Here is a 15,773-nt window from a genome sequence, read left to right as displayed (position 1 = left end):
TCGAAATGCGGTGGTGCGCGGCGACATACCGAACCCGCATGCCGCGCCAAGAGCCCGCGGATATTAGCTTGCCAGGCGAGCGACGACTAACGAGCATCCGCGCGGGCCCTCCCGGCTGGAATAAGCGCAGGTCCGGAATGGAATTTCCGGACCTGCCGCATCATGCCTCTTGACAATGGCTTTCTCATATTACGCGAAAGGAGCCCGACTGCAATCAGGCTCCTTCGAACAAAACACCGCGCCGCCCGCGACCAAGTTAACAAAAGACGGGCTTTGCTGATGCATCTGTAGTTTACCACAATACAGCAGAGGTTATTCACCTGCTGTGAGCGGCCCTCGGCTACCTCTTCCGCCCGTCGGTCGGCACGAGCACGCGCAGCACGCCGGGCAGGATGCCCACCGATACGCGTGTGGCGCGGATGAGCTCTCCGTCGGCCTGGATGGGATAGCCCCCGTCCTCAAAGGTGAACGTCGCGGAGCGGATGCGGCGCGTGTGGACCGCCTTGTCCGACCGATGGTGCCCGCCTTTTGCCGCGAACAGCAGCGCAAGCGCGTGGGCGCGCGGCATGGGTCCCGCGAAATAGCAGATGTCGAGCATGCCGTCGGCGGGGTCGGCATCCGGGCAGATGCGAAAGCCGGAGCCGTACGTCGGGCCTATCTGCACGGCGAAGGCTATGGTGCGCATGCGCTCGGCCGGCGCCCCGTCGATCGATGCCATGACCGGGTAGTCGCGGTAGCGCCTCCCCGCGGCAGAGAACCCGCTTGCGAGATAGAGCGGCGTTCCGGTAAGTCCGGTCGATGCGCGCAGTCTGTACGTGCCGAGCGCGATCGCCGCGTCCATGCCGAACGAGAGCGTCTGCACGAAATACTCGGTGCGTGCGCCTCTGGTTCGGCCGACGGGTCCCTGCGTGACCTCGTCTGTATCCGCAGGCGTGTATTCGATGCGCCCCACGTCGAGTGGCTTGGCCTTGCACGACAGGATCGCCGCCAGATCGCGGTCGCGCGAGATCTCCCGCATGCCGAGCGTGCGCGCGTAGTCGTTGCCCGACCCGACGGGAATCACGCCGAGTGCGGGGCGCGCCTGAGCCTCGATGCGCATGAGGCCGTTTGCCGTCTCGTGCACGATGCCGTCGCCTCCCACCGCGAGCACGGTGTCGTAGCCCATCGCGCGCGATGCCAGCTGCGTGGCGTGGTGCGGCCGCTCGGTGCACACGAGGTTGAACGCGCTCCCGTCGTGCAGATACATCTCGAGAAACCGCTTGAGCTGCTCTCCGACTTCGGCCGCGGCGCCCGACTGCGCGGCGGGGTTGCAGATGATGAGGGTTCTTCCCAGGTTCGTCTCGTCGCTCATGCTTTTACATCCTCACTCGTTGCCGCGTCCTCGCGATGGCGCTCCAGCGCCGCTTCGACCGTGTCGCCCTGATCGACTTCGAGCGAGCGGCGCTTGGGCGTGACGATGCGCTGAGCGGGGTACACGCCGCGGTGCCCGGCGACAAGATAGCTGATGAACGCCACGATGACGAAGTAGGCCGCCGCCTGCCCCCCGAACATGTCGACCGAAAGCATGATGGTGGTGATGGGCACGTTCAGCGCGGCCCCGAACACGCTGACCATGCCGAGCGCCGCCATGAAGCTCGGCTCCACGCCCGAGATCTGGCCGATCCAGCCTCCGAGCGCGGCGCCGATGCCGAACAGCGGCGTCACCTCGCCGCCTTGGTAGCCGGCGCCGAGCGTGAGCGCCGTGCACGCCAGCTTGGCGATTACGTCGGCCGGGCCCGTCGAGCCCTCGAAGCCCGCCGTGACGAGCCATTCCGACAGGCCTCCGTAGCGGTACAGACCGCATGCCGCATAGACGCCCAGCAGCACGAGCGACCCCGCCAGGGCGGCGACCAGATAGTTTTTGATGCGCGAGGCGTAGATGCGCTTGACGGTGCGGATGGAAAGCGAGAACAGTCGCGCCATGAGGCCGAAGGCGACGGCGGCCGCCACCACGAGCGCGACGGTGGCGGGCTCCATGGCGGGGACGGAGGCGATCGTGTTGAACGCATGGGTCGTCCCGAGCGTGCGCGCGGTGAGGTCGCCCGCAAACGAGGCGATCAGGCAGTACAGGCCCGCGCTGTAGTTGAGCTTGCCGATGGTGCACATCTCCATGCCGAAGAACGCCCCGGCCAGCGGCGTGCCGAACACGCCTCCGAACGCCGCCGAGATGCCGGCGAGCATGAGGTCCTGGCGCTCGCGCCCGTCGAGGTGGAACAGCGTCGCCACGTTGCTCGCGATGGTGCCGCCGATCTGCACGGCGGTGCCCTCGCGTCCGGCCGATCCTCCCGCCGCGTGCGTCGCCACCGAGCACACGAACGTGAGCGCTGCCATGCGCGCGTGGATGGGGGTGCCGGTGATGGAGCTGTCGATGACGAGGTTGTTGCCCCGCGCGGCGCGCAGGCCGTGGTTGCGGTAGACCCAGGCGGTCGCGAGGTTCACGACCGGCAGCAGGGCGAACATCCACAGATGGTTCTCGCGCGCGCCGGTCACGAGGTCGAGCGCTGCCAGAAACGCCCAGGCGGCAGCCCCCATCAGGGCCGAGACGAGGACGGTCAGGCAGACGGTGCGCAGGCTTGCGCGCATGTTGCCCAGGTCGCGCACGGCATCGCTTGCGAGCATGCGCTCGGTATGCGCCAGCTCGAGCCCCAGCGTGTTGACGAAGCCGGTGCCGTGGCGTCTCAGTTTTCGCTGTATATCTTCAGGTCGTCCCGACATGGGCGCGTCCTTGCTCTTGAGGGGTGGATAAGGGTACGGATGCATTATACGCACCGGCGGCGTCGGGGGACGGGCGGCGCATGCGGGAAGCGGAATGTAATGTGCCCGAAAGAAACTCAGCACATATGCGGGCTCCTGATTATACTTAATTCAGAATACAACCATCGAAAGGCGGAGTGTGATGGCCGACGAGAACATGATCGCGCTCGAGCAGGCGCAGGCTATCGTTTTGGATCACGTGGAGCCGACCGACCCGATACGCGTCCCATGCTGGCGGGCCGTGGGCTTTCCGCTTGCGGCCGACGTGGCGACCGATATCGACCTGTCTCCGTTCGCGAACAGCGCGATGGACGGCTACGCGGTGCGCGCTACGGACCTTGCGGGCGCATCGCCCGAGGCACCCGTGGTGCTCGACGTCATCGGGCACGAGGCGGCGGGCCATGTCTTCGAGGGCACGATCGGGGCGGGCCAGACGGTGCGCATCATGACCGGGGCGCCCATGGCCGACGGTGCCGACGCCGTGGTGAAATACGAGGTCGTCGAGGTGCTTGACGGCGACGGGAACGAAGGGTCGCGCGTGCGCTTCACCGCGCCGATCGCCGAGGGCGAGAACGTGCGCGCCGCGGGCCTCGAGGCGCATGCCCAGGAGGTCGTCATGCGCGCGGGGGAGACCGTCACCGCGGCGGGGGCGGGCCTGCTTGCGTCTGCCGGCGCCGCCGAGGTCGAGGTCCACCGCCGGCCCGTGCTCGGCATCATCTCCATCGGCAGCGAGCTCGTCGCCCCCGACCGCGTGCCGGCGCGCGGGCAGATCCGCGACGCCAACTCCTCGGCGCTCATGGCGTCCGCCCTGCAGGCGGGTGCAGACGCGAGGTTCTACGGCATCGCGACCGATGACGAGGACGAGATCTCCGCCAAGATCCATCAGGCCATGGCCGAGTGCGACTTCGTGATCACGAGCGGCGGCGCGTCCGCGGGCGACTACGACTACGTGACCGCGCTCGTCAGGCGCGAGGGCGAGGTCCTGTTCGACCGCATCTCGCTGCGCCCCGGCAAGGCGATCACGTTCGGCCTGATCGGCGGCGTGCCCTACCTGGGCCTTTCGGGCAACCCCGCCGCCGCGGCGGTCGGGTTCGAAATGCTCGCCCGCCCCGCGATCCGCAAGATGCTCGGCTTTCGCGACCTGGTGCGCCCCGTGCAGTCCGCGCGCGTGACGCATGATGTCAAGAAGGGGCAACAGCGCCGCTTCTACGACCGCGCGCGCGTGGAGCGCGACGATGCGACCGGGGAGCTGCTGGTCAGCGAGGCGTCGTCGCAGAACTCCGCCTTGCTCGGGACCCTGCATCATGCGAACTGCCTGCTCATGGTCCCCGAGGGCCTCAAAGGCTATCAGGCGGGGAACGAGGTTCGCTGCGTGCGCATCGATATCGAAGAGGGCGCGGTTCTGTAGACGGCCGGGGGCCGAACGTTTTGAGGAGAGGTAGCTGCATGGATATCCGTATCGCCATCGTCACCTGCTCGGACACGCGCGACATGGCGGCCGACGAGGCCGGTGCCGCGCTCGAGGAGCTGATCTGCGCGCAGGGCTGGACGGTCGCGTCCCACGAGGTCGTGCACGATGAGGTGGACGAGATCTCGGCAGCCATCGTGCGCGCGGCCGACGACAACCGCTCGAACATCGTGATCACCTGCGGGGGCACGGGGCTGTCACTGCGCGACGTGACGCCCGAGGCCACGCGCGCCGTGTGCGACCGCGATGTGCCCGGCATCGCGGAGGCCATGCGCGCCTACTCCATGACCAAGACGAGGCGAGCGATGCTCTCGCGCGCCGTCTGCATGCAGCGCGGGGGCACGCTCGTCGTCAACTTCCCCGGATCTACGAAGGCGGCGCGCGAATGCTGGGAGGGGATCGCCGACCAGTTCGAGCATGCGGTCAGCATGACGGCAGGAGCCGGCCACTGAGCGGTTTGGCATGTTGACGGCGCCGTATCCCCCTTCCGGCAGTGCGGCGCCTCTCGAGGAAAAGGTCGATTAACTCGTCCCCGCTTTCCTTCTCGAAAGACGCGACATGGCCTTCGCGACTCCTCGGGAATACAAAATTATCCTCAGACAAGGACATTCTCGAACAGAACTATTCTGAACTCAGTATAATAATGGCAACGAATTGCGAGCGTTCGCCGCACCGTGTTGGGAGCGGGGCGGCGAGCGTTAGCGCAAAACATCTCGGGAAGGATGAACCATGCTCAAAAACCATCTGACTCGTCGCGCGTTCGCCGCGATGGGCTGCACGCTCATGCTGGGCGCCGCGCTTGCCGGCTGCAGCTCCGACACCACGGCCGCCCAGGGTTCCACCCCGGCGGATTCCAGGTCGGCAGAGCCCGCCGCCGAGTCCGTCGAGCTGCAGATCTTCGCCGCCAACTCCCTTGAGAAGGCCATGCCCGAGGTCGAGGCGCTCTATACCGAGCAGACCGGCGTGACCTTCGCCGACACCCAGTACAAGGGCTCCGGCGACCTCGTCGAGCAGATGCGCGGCGGCGCCCCGGTCGACATCCTGATCACGGCCTCCGCCGGTACCATGGACGACGCCGTCGAGGGCGAGCTCGTCGATGAGTCCACGCGTCAGGACATGTTCGTGAACGACCTCGTGATCGTGCGCGGCAAGGGCTCTGACGTCCAGATCAACTCCCTCGAGGACGTCGCCAACGTCGACGGCAACATCGCGATCGGCGAGCCGGGCGCTGTGCCCGCGGGCAAGTACGCCAACCAGTCGCTCGCCAGCGTGTGCCTCTACACGAACGCCGAGGGCGAGGGCGGCGAGTACGCTCCCGAGATCGCCGACAAGGTGAGCCTCGCCGACAAGGTCGGCACCGCGGCTCAGTACGTCTCGACCGGCGACTGCACGATCGGCTTCGTCTACACCTCCGACGTCTACCGCTACGACGGCATCGAGGTCGCCTACACCTGCCCCGATGACTCCCACAAGCCCATCGTGTACCCCGGCGCCGTGTCCTCTACGTCCGAGAACGCCGAGGCCGCCGCTGACTTCCTCGAGTTCTGCATGACCGACGAGGACGCGCTCGCCATTTGGGCCGAGTACGGCTTCGAGCTGGCGTAAGCCGCGCGGCTGATATACTCGAAAGCCGGGCTGCGCCTGCAGTTTGGCACATGAAGAGGCGGTCTCGTTCACTCGGGGCCGCCTTTTTTCCACAGGGCGATGTGATGGGGATGAGGGCATGACGGGAAGAGCCGCAAGATACTTCCGGGGCCGCAGGAGCCTGCTGGTCGCGCTGCTCGCGGCGCTGCTGCTGTCGGTGCTGTGCGCGCTTCCGGCGCGCGCGCGGGCGGACGGCGGCGAGCAGGCCCAGGAGGATTCGGCGATCGACGAGACGGCGGGCTTCGGCCTGAATGGGTTCGTGCGCTACAACCGCGGCGCCCAGCGTCTGGTCGATGATACCGACCTGGGCTACCGCTTCCCGGTCGCTGAGGGCAGCACGGTCGTGGTCATCAACATGCCCCAAAGCATCTGGGTGCATGTCGATCCGGATGCGGCCCAGGCCGCCGGGTTCGAGGCCGATGACGAGGACGACGTGAACGCGCTCATCGCCTTGATAAAGCAGCTGGACGAAACCCATTCGCGCGGCGGCGTGCTGCTGGCGGATGAGGACAAGGTCTGGGTCGTCTCCACGCAAGACGAAGTGGTCGATGGCGCCTACCGCTACATCTTCCGGGCCCAGGTCGGTGACGGATATTACACCTCGGTGCAGCCCGCCGAGGTCGCGCAGGGCTCGACGCCGTCGGAGACCGCTGCGGTGAGCGGGCTCGATTTGGGCGAAGGCGCCCTATGGGTCGATAACGCGCAGCTGGTCGCCGCCGCGGATGTGGCGATGGAGGCCGCCCCCACCTGGCAAGACGAGCTCGTCTCGTTCTTCACCGGCTTGGACATGCGGCCGTTTTGGGTGTCCCTCAAGACGAGCGCCGTCGCGCTCGTGGTGACGTTTGTGCTCGGTCTTGTCGCCGCATGGAAGACCATGGGCACCTCGAGCCGGCTGAAGGGCCTGCTCGATTCGGTGTTCACCATCCCGATGGTCCTGCCGCCCACGGTCTGCGGTTTTCTGCTCCTGCTGCTGTTCGGGCAGTCGATGCCGGTCGGTCGCTGGCTGATCGAGCACGGGGTCGCGCTCGTGTTCACCTGGCCGGCCGCCGTGATCAGCGCCATCGTCGTCTCGTTCCCGCTCATGTACCGCACCGCGCTCGGCGCCTTCGAGGGCCTGGACGCGCAGATGCTCGACGCAGCCCGCACGCTCGGGTGGTCGGAGGCGCGCATCTTCCGCCGCCTCATGCTGCCGCTCGCCTGGCCGTCGATCGCCGCCGGCACCGTGCTCGCTTTCGCGCGCGCCATGGGCGAGTTCGGCTGCACGCTGTTTTTCGCCGGCAACTACGCGGGCGAGACGCAGACCATCCCCATCGCGATCTACTTCCAGTGGATGAGCGGCAACACCGACGTCGCGCTGTTCTGGGTCATCGTCGTCATCCTGTTCAGCTTCCTCGTGATCCTGTTCATCAACATCTACACGGTGCGCTCGCAGCGCTACCGTGCCCGCGGCATCTCGCGCGCCGAGCGGCGCCAGATGGCCGCCTCCGGCAAGGCGGATGCACTCGAGGAGCATGGCGGCGACGCGCTGCGCATCGATCGCGAGGCGCTTTCCGAGCTTCTGCTGGGCGGCTCCTCGACGGACGCGGCATCGACGGAAGGGAGGCGGTAGCCCATGTCGCTGTCCTTGGCGATCAAGAAGCGCTACCCCGGGTTCACGCTCGACATCGAGCTCGAGGCGGGCGAGGAGCGCATCGGTCTTCTGGGCGCGTCGGGTTGCGGCAAGAGCTGCACGCTGCGCTGCATCGCGGGCGTCGAGACCCCCGATGAGGGTAGGATCGTGGTGAACGGCGTCACGTTCTTCGACTCGAGCGCGGGAATCAACCTCACGCCGCAGCAGCGGAAGTGCGCCCTGTTGTTCCAGAACTACCAGCTGTTCCCGAACCTGACGGTCGCGGACAACGTCCGCGCCGGCATGGACCATGCGGCCGATTCCCGCAGGCAGCAGGAGGATGCCCTGCGCTACCTGCAGATCTTCGGTATGGCCGAGTACGCCGACCGCTACCCCTCGCGTCTTTCGGGCGGGCAGCAGCAGCGCGTGGCGCTCGCCCGCATGCTCGCCGCGCGACCCGGGATCCTCATGTTCGACGAGCCGTTCTCAGCGCTCGACTCCTATCTCAAAAGCGCCCTCGAGCAGAACCTGCTCGACGTGTTCTCCGTCGTCAATCGCACCGTTCTGTACGTGAGCCATGATATCGACGAGGCCTGCCGTCTGTGCCAGCGCATCGCCGTGATGCACAACGGGCGCATCGAGGAGATCGGGACCGTGTCCGACCTCATGGAGCGCCCCGCCACGCTGGCGGCGCTGCGCCTGACGGGGTGCAAGAACACGAGCCCGGCGCGAAAGGTGGGTCCGACCACGGTGGAGGCGCTCGACTGGGGCATGGTGTTCGACGTGGGGCGCGAGGTTCCCGAAAACGTTGCCTACCTCGGCATCCGCGCGAGCTATTTCCATATCGACCGCGAGCGCCCGGCGGGGGAGCGCGGGCGCAACAGCTACGAGCTCAAGGTCGCCCGGGTGAGCGATGCCCGCTTCGAGCGGCTGGTGCTGCTCGACGTGCCGCTCGCCGACGCGCCGAGCCGCCTGCAGTGGCGCGTGAACAAGGTGGGCGTGCCCGAGGAGGGGCTCCCGCACGAGGGCGACGTGCTGCGCATGCATTTCGATGCTCGGCGCATCCACCTGGTTTCCCGGTAATGATGGGTTCGTTCCTTAAGACATCTTCGGCGCTTCTTGCCGTTCGCTTAATGCTGCGGTGATTCTGAATAGGGGACTCGCGATCGAGCATAATGGCCCCAGCGGCAGACGCCGCGTGCACTCACGAGGCGGTGAGCCATCTGGAACAGGGCCGATGTTCTCGAGCGCGCCGAGAAAGCCGGCCCCGCTGCAGGTGGCCTCCGCCGGACGAAAAGGTCCGCCGGAATAGCTGTCTTCCGACGGACCTTGCTGTTTCGCCTTGTTCTGCCGTATCGCTCGCAGGTTACTCGATCGTGACGCGCGTCCCGTTCGGGAGGTTGTCGTAGAGCCACTTGGCATCCGATACCGTCAGGCGCACGCAGCCGTGCGATGCGGGCTGGCCGAGCTTTTCGCCCTCGGCGGGCATGTAGTTTCCGGCTGCGTCGGTCGGCACGCTGTGGAACAGGTAGTCGCCGTAGAACTGCACGTAATAGCGACCGCCCATGGCCTCGCGGCGGTTGTAGAACGAATAGCCGCGGCCCGTGACCGAGTAGGCCCCGCGCGGGGTGCAGTCGTTGATGCCCGATGAGCAGACCATCGCGTACAGCACCTCGGTGCCGTCGCGCACGAGCACGACCTGGTTGGCGATATCGACGTGCACGTTGAGGTCTGCGCGGCCGGAAAGCGAGGGATACGCGTCTCCCGAGGCCCCCTGCCAGTCGCCCATGGGCATCCCTTCGTACCAACGGCCGCTCACCTTGTCGAAATAACGCCACGTATCCCATGTCGGCACGTACGTCATGCCGTAGCTTACCGCTCCCGTGACGGGATCGAGGTAGTACCACGCATCGTCGATGAGCTGGAGCCCATAGGCCATGATGCCCGTCGTCTGGTCGTAATACACCCATTTGCCGGACGGGTCACCGTCGAGATAAGCGAACCCGTGGACCATGGCTCCCGTGTGCTGATCGAACAGGTACCAGCCCGTGTGCTCGGCATCGTAGTTCACAAACGCCTCGCCGTGTGCCATCTTGCCGGTCGTCCAATCGTAATAGACCCATTTGGGCCCTGCGGAGTCCTCGATGAGCGTGATGCCCTTGGCCATCTCGCCGGTTATTGGGTCGAAGTAATACCAGGCGTCATATCGATAGTCCTCGCCTTTGACCATGGCTCGGTTCTCGTCGAAACGGACCCATTTTCCGCCCTTGTCGCGGTCCGATTCGTCGACGGGGATGAACACGTCCTTGTCGCAGGCGATGGAGCCGTCGGCGTCCGCCCAGTACCAGGCATCGCTGTCGGGGTCAAAGAACGCGTGGTCGCGCGCCATCTCGCCGTCTTCGTACCAGTGCTCCTTGGTTGCGTCCCAGCCGTCGCGAGGTGCGGAATCCTGGCCGCTTTCGGTGGTGCCAGGCTGGACGGGCTCCTGATCGGCGAATGCCGGCGGGGGCGCGACGATCAGCGCGAGCGCGAAAGCCAGAGCGCAAGGGAAGGCGAACGTACGGTTTCGTGACAACATTTCCGCTCCTCTCAGCCGCATGGTCGGCATGTTCCATAAGTGTAGCGCTCTGAAGTGGCGCGCTGGACGATTGCGCGAACGCGACCCGGACGGCGCCTTTTGGCGGGGGCGGTGCGTTTTGGGATGGGGCCGTTCATCTCGCGGAGAGCGCCGTTTGCCGAACGGAAGCTTGTTCGACGGAATTCAGGCCCCGTATATTATCCTCGCGATGTGATAAAGCTGTCCGCCGGCAACACATCTCGCATGCGATTGAAGCGAACGAGGGAAAAGCGCGCATATGCCCTTCGATTCGGTGCCGTCGTCGTGCTGGCCAGGTTTCGCGCCCTCGGTATGAAGGGAGACGGGTGCGAGACGCTGCGGGGGAGGACGGACTGCCGAGCTTTTGCCAGAGCCCTGCCGGGCGGCATGGCGCTGTGGCGACAACACGGAAACCATTCAGAACGTGCACCTTGTGCCTGATAGTCGGCGCATCGATCGACCTGCTTGGCTGATCCTCGGCCCAGCTGGCCCTGCGTGCGCCGTGAAAAGAGAGAAGAGGGGTAACCATGAGCGACAACACCAACGAGACGACCGCGGCCGCCGAGTACGATTTCCATCCCATGTGGGAATCGCTCGGCATGGACGTGCCCGCCCACGACATGCTGCTGGGGGCGGTGGGGCAGATGTTCGGCGACGTGTTCCTCGCCCAGGAGAACCGCCCGGCATCCACGGATTACCTCAACCAGGTCGTGGCGGGCATCCACTCCGGCCGCATCAAAGAGATGCTCGACAAGAAGGCGTCCGGCGAGGCCAAGAAGATCGTCGGGTCGTTTTGCCTGTATGTGCCCGAGGAGATCGTGATCGCCGCCGGGGGCATCCCCGTCGGCCTGTGCTCCGGTGCCGATTGGGCGACCGACAAGGTCGAGGAGCACCTGCCGCGCGCGACCTGCCCGCTCATCAAGAGCTTCGCGGGCTTCAAGTTGGGCAGCGTCTGCCCGTACATCGAGTCGAGCGACCTGGTGATCGGCGAGAACACCTGCGACGGGAAGAAGAAGGCCTACGAGTTCATGGCCACGCAGGTGAACATGTACACGGTCGACATCCCCAACGTCCACAACGCCCAGACGCTTGAGCTGTGGAAGGGCGAGGTGCGCAAGCTCGCCGAGCGCGTCGAGCAGGAGACCGGTCAGAAGATCACCGCCGAGAGCCTCAAGGCCGCCATCAAGCTCGCGAACGACAAGCGCCGCGCCCTGCAGCGCCTGTCCGCCACGCGCGCCGCGGATCCGGCGCCCATCTCGGGCCTCGACAGCCTGCTGACCGTCCAGGCCGCCTTCATGGACGACGCCGAGCGTCTGACCGGGGCCATCAACGCCATGGCCGACGAGTGCGAGCAGCGCGCGGCCGACGGGGTTGGCGTGGCGCCCAAGGGTGCCAAGCGCATCCTGTACACCGGCACGCCGATGGCGGTGCCTAACTGGAAGCTCTTCAACATCATCGAGAAGGCCGGTGGCGTCGTCGTGGGCGAGGAGGCGTGCACGGGCTCTCGCTACTACAAGGACCTGGTGGACGAGTCGGGCGAGACGGTCGACGAGATGCTCGATGCCATCGCCGAGCGCTATTTCGGCATCAACTGCGCGATTTTCACGCCCAACGACGGGCGCATCGAGGATATCGTGCGCATGGCCCGCGAGCTCAACGCCGACGGCATCATCGACTGCTCTCTGCAGTTCTGCACGCTGTACGAGATGGAGTCCTTCACGGTCGAGAAGGCCGCCGAGCAGGCGGGCATCCCGTTCATGCACATCACGACCGACTACGCCAACGAGGACGCGGGCCAGCTGACCACGCGCATCGAGGCCTTCCTCGAGATGCTGTAGTCCCGCATACCGGGGATGCGCCGGCGGCGCGGGCCTGTCATCGACTGCATGCAGGGGTCCGCGCCGCCGGTCGCAGGAGATCTCGCGGGTGTCTGCGTGCCCGCTGGGCTTGTTGAGGGAGAGGGGATGCCGGCCATGGCAGGCGGATATGGAATCGGCGTCGATATCGGTTCGACGGCAACGAAGGTCGCGGTGCTCGATGCGGGCGGCGCGATCGTGCACACCGAGCTCATGCCGACGGGCTTTTCAAGCGTGGATGCCGCCGGTCGCGTGGAGGGCGCGCTGCGGGCCGCCGGCTTTCCCGTCGACGACCCGGATGCCCGCGTCGTCGCCACCGGGTACGGCCGCATAGCGGTGCCGTACGCGGACAAGGTGGTAACCGAGATCACCTGCCACGGCATCGGCGCCGCCCGTCTGTTCGGCCCGACGGGCACGGTCGTCGACGTCGGGGGACAGGACACCAAGGTCATCCAGCTCAAGGGCGGCCGTGTGGCCAAGTTCGCCATGAACGACAAGTGCGCTGCCGGCACGGGGCGCTTCCTCGAGATCATGGCGGACCGTCTGGGCGTGTCGCAGGCCGAGCTGTCGGCGCTTGCCCGCGAGGGGTCCGAGACCAAGATCTCGAGCATGTGCACGGTGTTCGCGGAATCCGAGGTCATCAGCCTCATCGGTCGCGGCGTGCCGCGCAGCGACATCGCGCGCGGCGTCATCGACTCGGTCGTTGCGCGCGTCGCGGCGCTTGCGGGCCAGTCGTCCGGAGGCCCGTTCTTCCTGACCGGCGGCCTGTGCGAGAACGGCTTCGTCATCGAACGACTCAGGGCGATGCTGGGCTCTCCGGTGACGACCTGTCCTGAGGCGCGTTATGCCGGCGCCTTGGGCGCCGCCGACCGCGCCCGCGCGCTGGCGTGTTGACGCAGGCCGGTCCGGTGTGCTCCGCGGCGTCGTTCCGTCGACGGTACGCATAGGGCACGCGCTGCCGTCGAGGGTACGGTATAGGCACGTTTTTCGCTCGGAAGCGTGCCTATACCGTACCCTCGATAGGGTGACGTGCCTATAGCGTACCGTCGGTCGTCCTTAGGCATCCGCCCCGCCCTCAAGCGACTCGAAGGGCGGGGCGGCTTTTTGCGCAGGCGGCAAGATGCGCGGATGCGGCCCGTCTATACCGCGTTGCCGTCCTGTACCCTGTCGGCGCTGCAGGTATGCTACGATGGCGTGCTGTTGTCCATACAAGGCGATCGCCTGGAGAAGACGCCATGCCTGCCGGATTGCTGCCCATCATCTACCTTGCGTTCGTGGCGCTTGGTCTGCCCGATTCCGCCATCGGCTCGGCATGGCCGGCCATGGCCCCGTCGCTCGGGGCGAGCCTTTCGTGGGTCGGCGCCGTCACGATGATCATCTCTGCGGGCACGATCGTGTCGAGCCTGATGTCGGTGCGCGTGGTCGAGCGGTTCGGGACCGGACGCGTGACGGCGGCAAGCGTGCTTCTGACCGCGCTCGCGCTCATCGGCTTCTCGCTGTCCCATGAGTTCTGGCAGCTCTGCCTGCTGGCCGTGCCCTACGGCCTGGGGGCCGGCGCCGTCGATGCGGCGCTGAACGCCTATGTCGCCGTTCATTACGAGAGCCAGCATATGAGCTGGTTGCACTGCATGTGGGGCGTCGGGGCGAGCGGCGGTCCGATGATCATGGGCGCCTGCTTGGGGATGGGCGTGTGGAACGACGGGTTCCGCGCGCTTGGCGCCATCCAGCTTGCGATCGTGGCGGTGCTCACGCTGTCGTTGCCGCTGTGGCGCGACCGCAAGCTGCCCAAGGCGAAGGGTCGCGAAGGGGGTTCCCCAGTTCGTCGCACGCGGCGCGAGCTGCTTCGCATCGACGGCGTCGTCGCGGTGCTCCTGTGTTTCTTCTGCTACTGCGCGGTCGAGGGCACCTGCGGCAACTGGGCCGCGTCGTACAGCTCGCTCGCGGCGGGCGTGCCGACGCAGACGGCGGCGAGCTGGGCGTCGATGTTCTACATCGGCATCACGGTCGGCAGGGCCCTCAGCGGCTTTCTGTCGCTCAAGTGCTCCGATAGCCAGATGATCCGCTTGGGGCAGGTGCTCATCGCGGCCGGCGTGCTCACCATGATCTCGCCGTGGGGCCACGACGTGTTGGCGCCCGCGCTCGTGCTGATCGGTCTTGGCTGCGCACCCATCTACCCGTCGATCATCCACGCCACGCCGGCGCGCTTCGGCGACGACGTGGCGCTCGAGCTCACCGGTATGCAGATGGCGATCGCCTACGTCGGCTTCCTGGTATGCTCGCCTCTGTTCGGCGTCCTCGCGCAGTACATCTCGATCGACCTGTACCCCTACTACCTTGGCGTGTTCCTCGTGGTCATGGTCATCGCCGCGGAGAAGGTGAACCGCGTCCAGAAGATCCGTGCGGCGCATAGGGCGTAGCGACAGGTTCCCGCCCGGATGCGTATGGGGATGCCCCTCGTAAGCGCGGTGGGGAAAGGCCTCTGGTCTATACCATAATGCGACGCGCAGGTCGAGGCGGCTTTTCGGCGAACGGATGCTGTAGGGGCTTGTCTGCGCATCCCTTACACGATGCTGACATAAGCGTTACCGCATCCTCATGCTGCAGGTAGCAAATAATGAACCCCTCCATGGTAGGCTAATCGTGGGCATACGCCCGCAGGCGCAATCGACTAGGAGGAGACAAGATCATGCGCATCAACGACAAGGCGTGCCGCGCTATCGTGGTCGGCCTCGCCAGTGTGACCGTTGCCGCCGCCTTTGCACCCGCAACGGCCTACGCAGCCTACAAGAACTACTATGATGTTCCCGCCGACCATTGGGCGGCGACGAGCGGGATCATCGACTGGGCGGACCGCAACGGCGTCGTCAACGGCTTCCCCGATGGATCTTGGGGAGCGGATCAGCCCGTCAACCGCGCCCAGGCCGCGGCCATTCTCTACAACCTCGCCGGGCAGCCTGCCGTGTCCGGAGAGCCGCGCTTCGACGACGCCTCAGAGCTCGGTTGGGCAAAGACCGCCGCGACATGGGCCCAGCAGCAGGGGATCTTCTCCGGCACGGTGCATGCGGACGGCCGGCTCACTTTCGATCCCTGGGATTCGCTGACCCGAGAGCAGGCGGCAAAGATCCTGTGCGTTCTCGCGGGAAACAGGGCCGGCAACACGTCTGTTCTGAACCGCTACCAGGATGCCGGATCTGTCTCGGAATGGGCCCGCGAAGTCGTCGCTTGGGCCGTTCAGGCCGGCGTCATGGGCAACGGCGGCGCGCTCAACGGCAACCAGCCCTGCACCCGCAGCGAGTTCGTCTCGATGACCAAGACGACCGACAGCCGCTTCCTCCACTATGGAGACGAGTGGGATGACGACTGGGATCTCGACGACGACGGTTGGGACGACGACCGGGACGACTGGGATGATGACGACGACTGGGGCGATGACCGCTGGGACGACGATGATGACCAGTGGGACGACGACCACGATGACGATTGGGACGACAACTGGGACGACGACCGGTTCGACGATGACTGGGATGACGGCGACGACGATCGCGACGACTGGGACGACAATGACGACGATGATGACCGCCACGATGACGACTGGGACGACAACGACGACGATGTCGACGACGATCGTTGGGACGACTGACGCCGAAACGACACTTAAGCAACTCTAGAACCAAAGGAGCCTCGCAAGAATCGGGGCTCCTTTTTCAGCCATTGGGGACAGGTGCGTTTGGCATCACTCGTCCTGCCGCAGCCGTCTCTGCCTCATGCTTTTTCATGAATTAGAGTGGGCCGATCCGACGTTCCCGC

At 66.2% G+C, this 15,773-nt stretch carries 12 protein-coding genes; 9 read left to right on the top strand and 3 right to left on the bottom strand.

The features are described from left to right. Window positions 1–340: 340 nt before the first annotated feature. Together BN3789_RS08410 and BN3789_RS08405 are read right to left on the bottom strand one after the other, a co-directional pair. Window positions 341–1,351 carry a diacylglycerol/lipid kinase family protein gene (locus BN3789_RS08410; protein ID WP_066832856.1) on the bottom strand — a complete coding sequence of 337 codons (1,011 nt, stop codon included), beginning with the start codon at window positions 1,349–1,351 and terminating at the stop codon, window positions 341–343. Then, window positions 1,348–2,754 (bottom strand): chloride channel protein, encoded by a 1,407-nt coding sequence (locus BN3789_RS08405; protein ID WP_066832853.1) that lies wholly within the window; start codon window positions 2,752–2,754, stop codon window positions 1,348–1,350. Before BN3789_RS08405 ends, BN3789_RS08410 begins: the two co-directional genes overlap by 4 nt. 181 nt (window positions 2,755–2,935) lie before the next feature. Here BN3789_RS08405 and BN3789_RS08400 point away from each other — a divergent pair, with 181 nt between their 5' ends. The 5 genes from BN3789_RS08400 (at window position 2,936) to BN3789_RS08380 (ending at window position 8,597) form a co-directional block, all read left to right on the top strand. Beyond that, window positions 2,936–4,201, top strand: a complete 1,266-nt coding sequence (locus BN3789_RS08400; protein ID WP_066832850.1) for a molybdopterin molybdotransferase MoeA — start codon at window positions 2,936–2,938, stop codon at window positions 4,199–4,201. 38 nt (window positions 4,202–4,239) lie between these two features. Further along, complete coding sequence (locus BN3789_RS08395) at window positions 4,240–4,713, top strand: MogA/MoaB family molybdenum cofactor biosynthesis protein (RefSeq protein WP_066832847.1); 474 nt, start codon at window positions 4,240–4,242, stop codon at window positions 4,711–4,713. Between the two features lie 277 nt (window positions 4,714–4,990). After that, window positions 4,991–5,866: a molybdate ABC transporter substrate-binding protein gene (modA, locus tag BN3789_RS08390; protein ID WP_066832844.1), complete on the top strand. Its 876-nt coding sequence runs from the start codon at window positions 4,991–4,993 to the stop codon at window positions 5,864–5,866. Window positions 5,867–5,984: 118 nt separating this feature from the next. Beyond that, window positions 5,985–7,514, top strand: a complete 1,530-nt coding sequence (gene modB / locus BN3789_RS08385) for a molybdate ABC transporter permease subunit (protein ID WP_066832842.1) — start codon at window positions 5,985–5,987, stop codon at window positions 7,512–7,514. 3 nt (window positions 7,515–7,517) lie between these two features. Continuing rightward, entirely contained in the window at window positions 7,518–8,597 is a 1,080-nt protein-coding gene (locus BN3789_RS08380) for a sulfate/molybdate ABC transporter ATP-binding protein (RefSeq protein WP_066832839.1), read from the top strand. A gap of 283 nt (window positions 8,598–8,880) precedes the next feature. Here the strand turns inward: BN3789_RS08380 and BN3789_RS08375 are convergent, their stop codons facing one another. Further along, window positions 8,881–10,092: a L,D-transpeptidase family protein gene (locus tag BN3789_RS08375; protein WP_066832837.1), complete on the bottom strand. Its 1,212-nt coding sequence runs from the start codon at window positions 10,090–10,092 to the stop codon at window positions 8,881–8,883. Between the two features lie 545 nt (window positions 10,093–10,637). On the opposite strand from BN3789_RS08375, the gene BN3789_RS08370 reads away from it, so the two are divergent. The 4 genes from BN3789_RS08370 (at window position 10,638) to BN3789_RS08355 (ending at window position 15,606) form a co-directional block, all read left to right on the top strand. Continuing rightward, window positions 10,638–11,948, top strand: a complete 1,311-nt coding sequence (locus BN3789_RS08370; RefSeq protein ID WP_066832834.1) for a double-cubane-cluster-containing anaerobic reductase — start codon at window positions 10,638–10,640, stop codon at window positions 11,946–11,948. Between the two features lie 126 nt (window positions 11,949–12,074). Next, complete coding sequence (locus BN3789_RS08365) at window positions 12,075–12,860, top strand: acyl-CoA dehydratase activase (protein ID WP_066832831.1); 786 nt, start codon at window positions 12,075–12,077, stop codon at window positions 12,858–12,860. A 341-nt stretch (window positions 12,861–13,201) separates the two neighbouring features. Continuing rightward, the gene (locus BN3789_RS08360; protein ID WP_066832828.1) at window positions 13,202–14,383 is read left to right on the top strand and encodes an MFS transporter; all 1,182 of its coding nucleotides are present in this window, start codon (window positions 13,202–13,204) and stop codon (window positions 14,381–14,383) included. Window positions 14,384–14,652: 269 nt separating this feature from the next. Next, window positions 14,653–15,606, top strand: a complete 954-nt coding sequence (locus BN3789_RS08355) for an S-layer homology domain-containing protein (RefSeq protein ID WP_066832825.1) — start codon at window positions 14,653–14,655, stop codon at window positions 15,604–15,606. Window positions 15,607–15,773 lie beyond the last annotated feature (167 nt).

The organism is Collinsella ihumii, from assembly GCF_900046475.1.
GTDB classification, from domain to species: Bacteria; Actinomycetota; Coriobacteriia; order Coriobacteriales; family Coriobacteriaceae; genus Collinsella; species Collinsella ihumii.
Note: the sequence above shows the minus strand (reverse complement) of the source record. Positions and strands in the feature narration are given on the sequence as shown.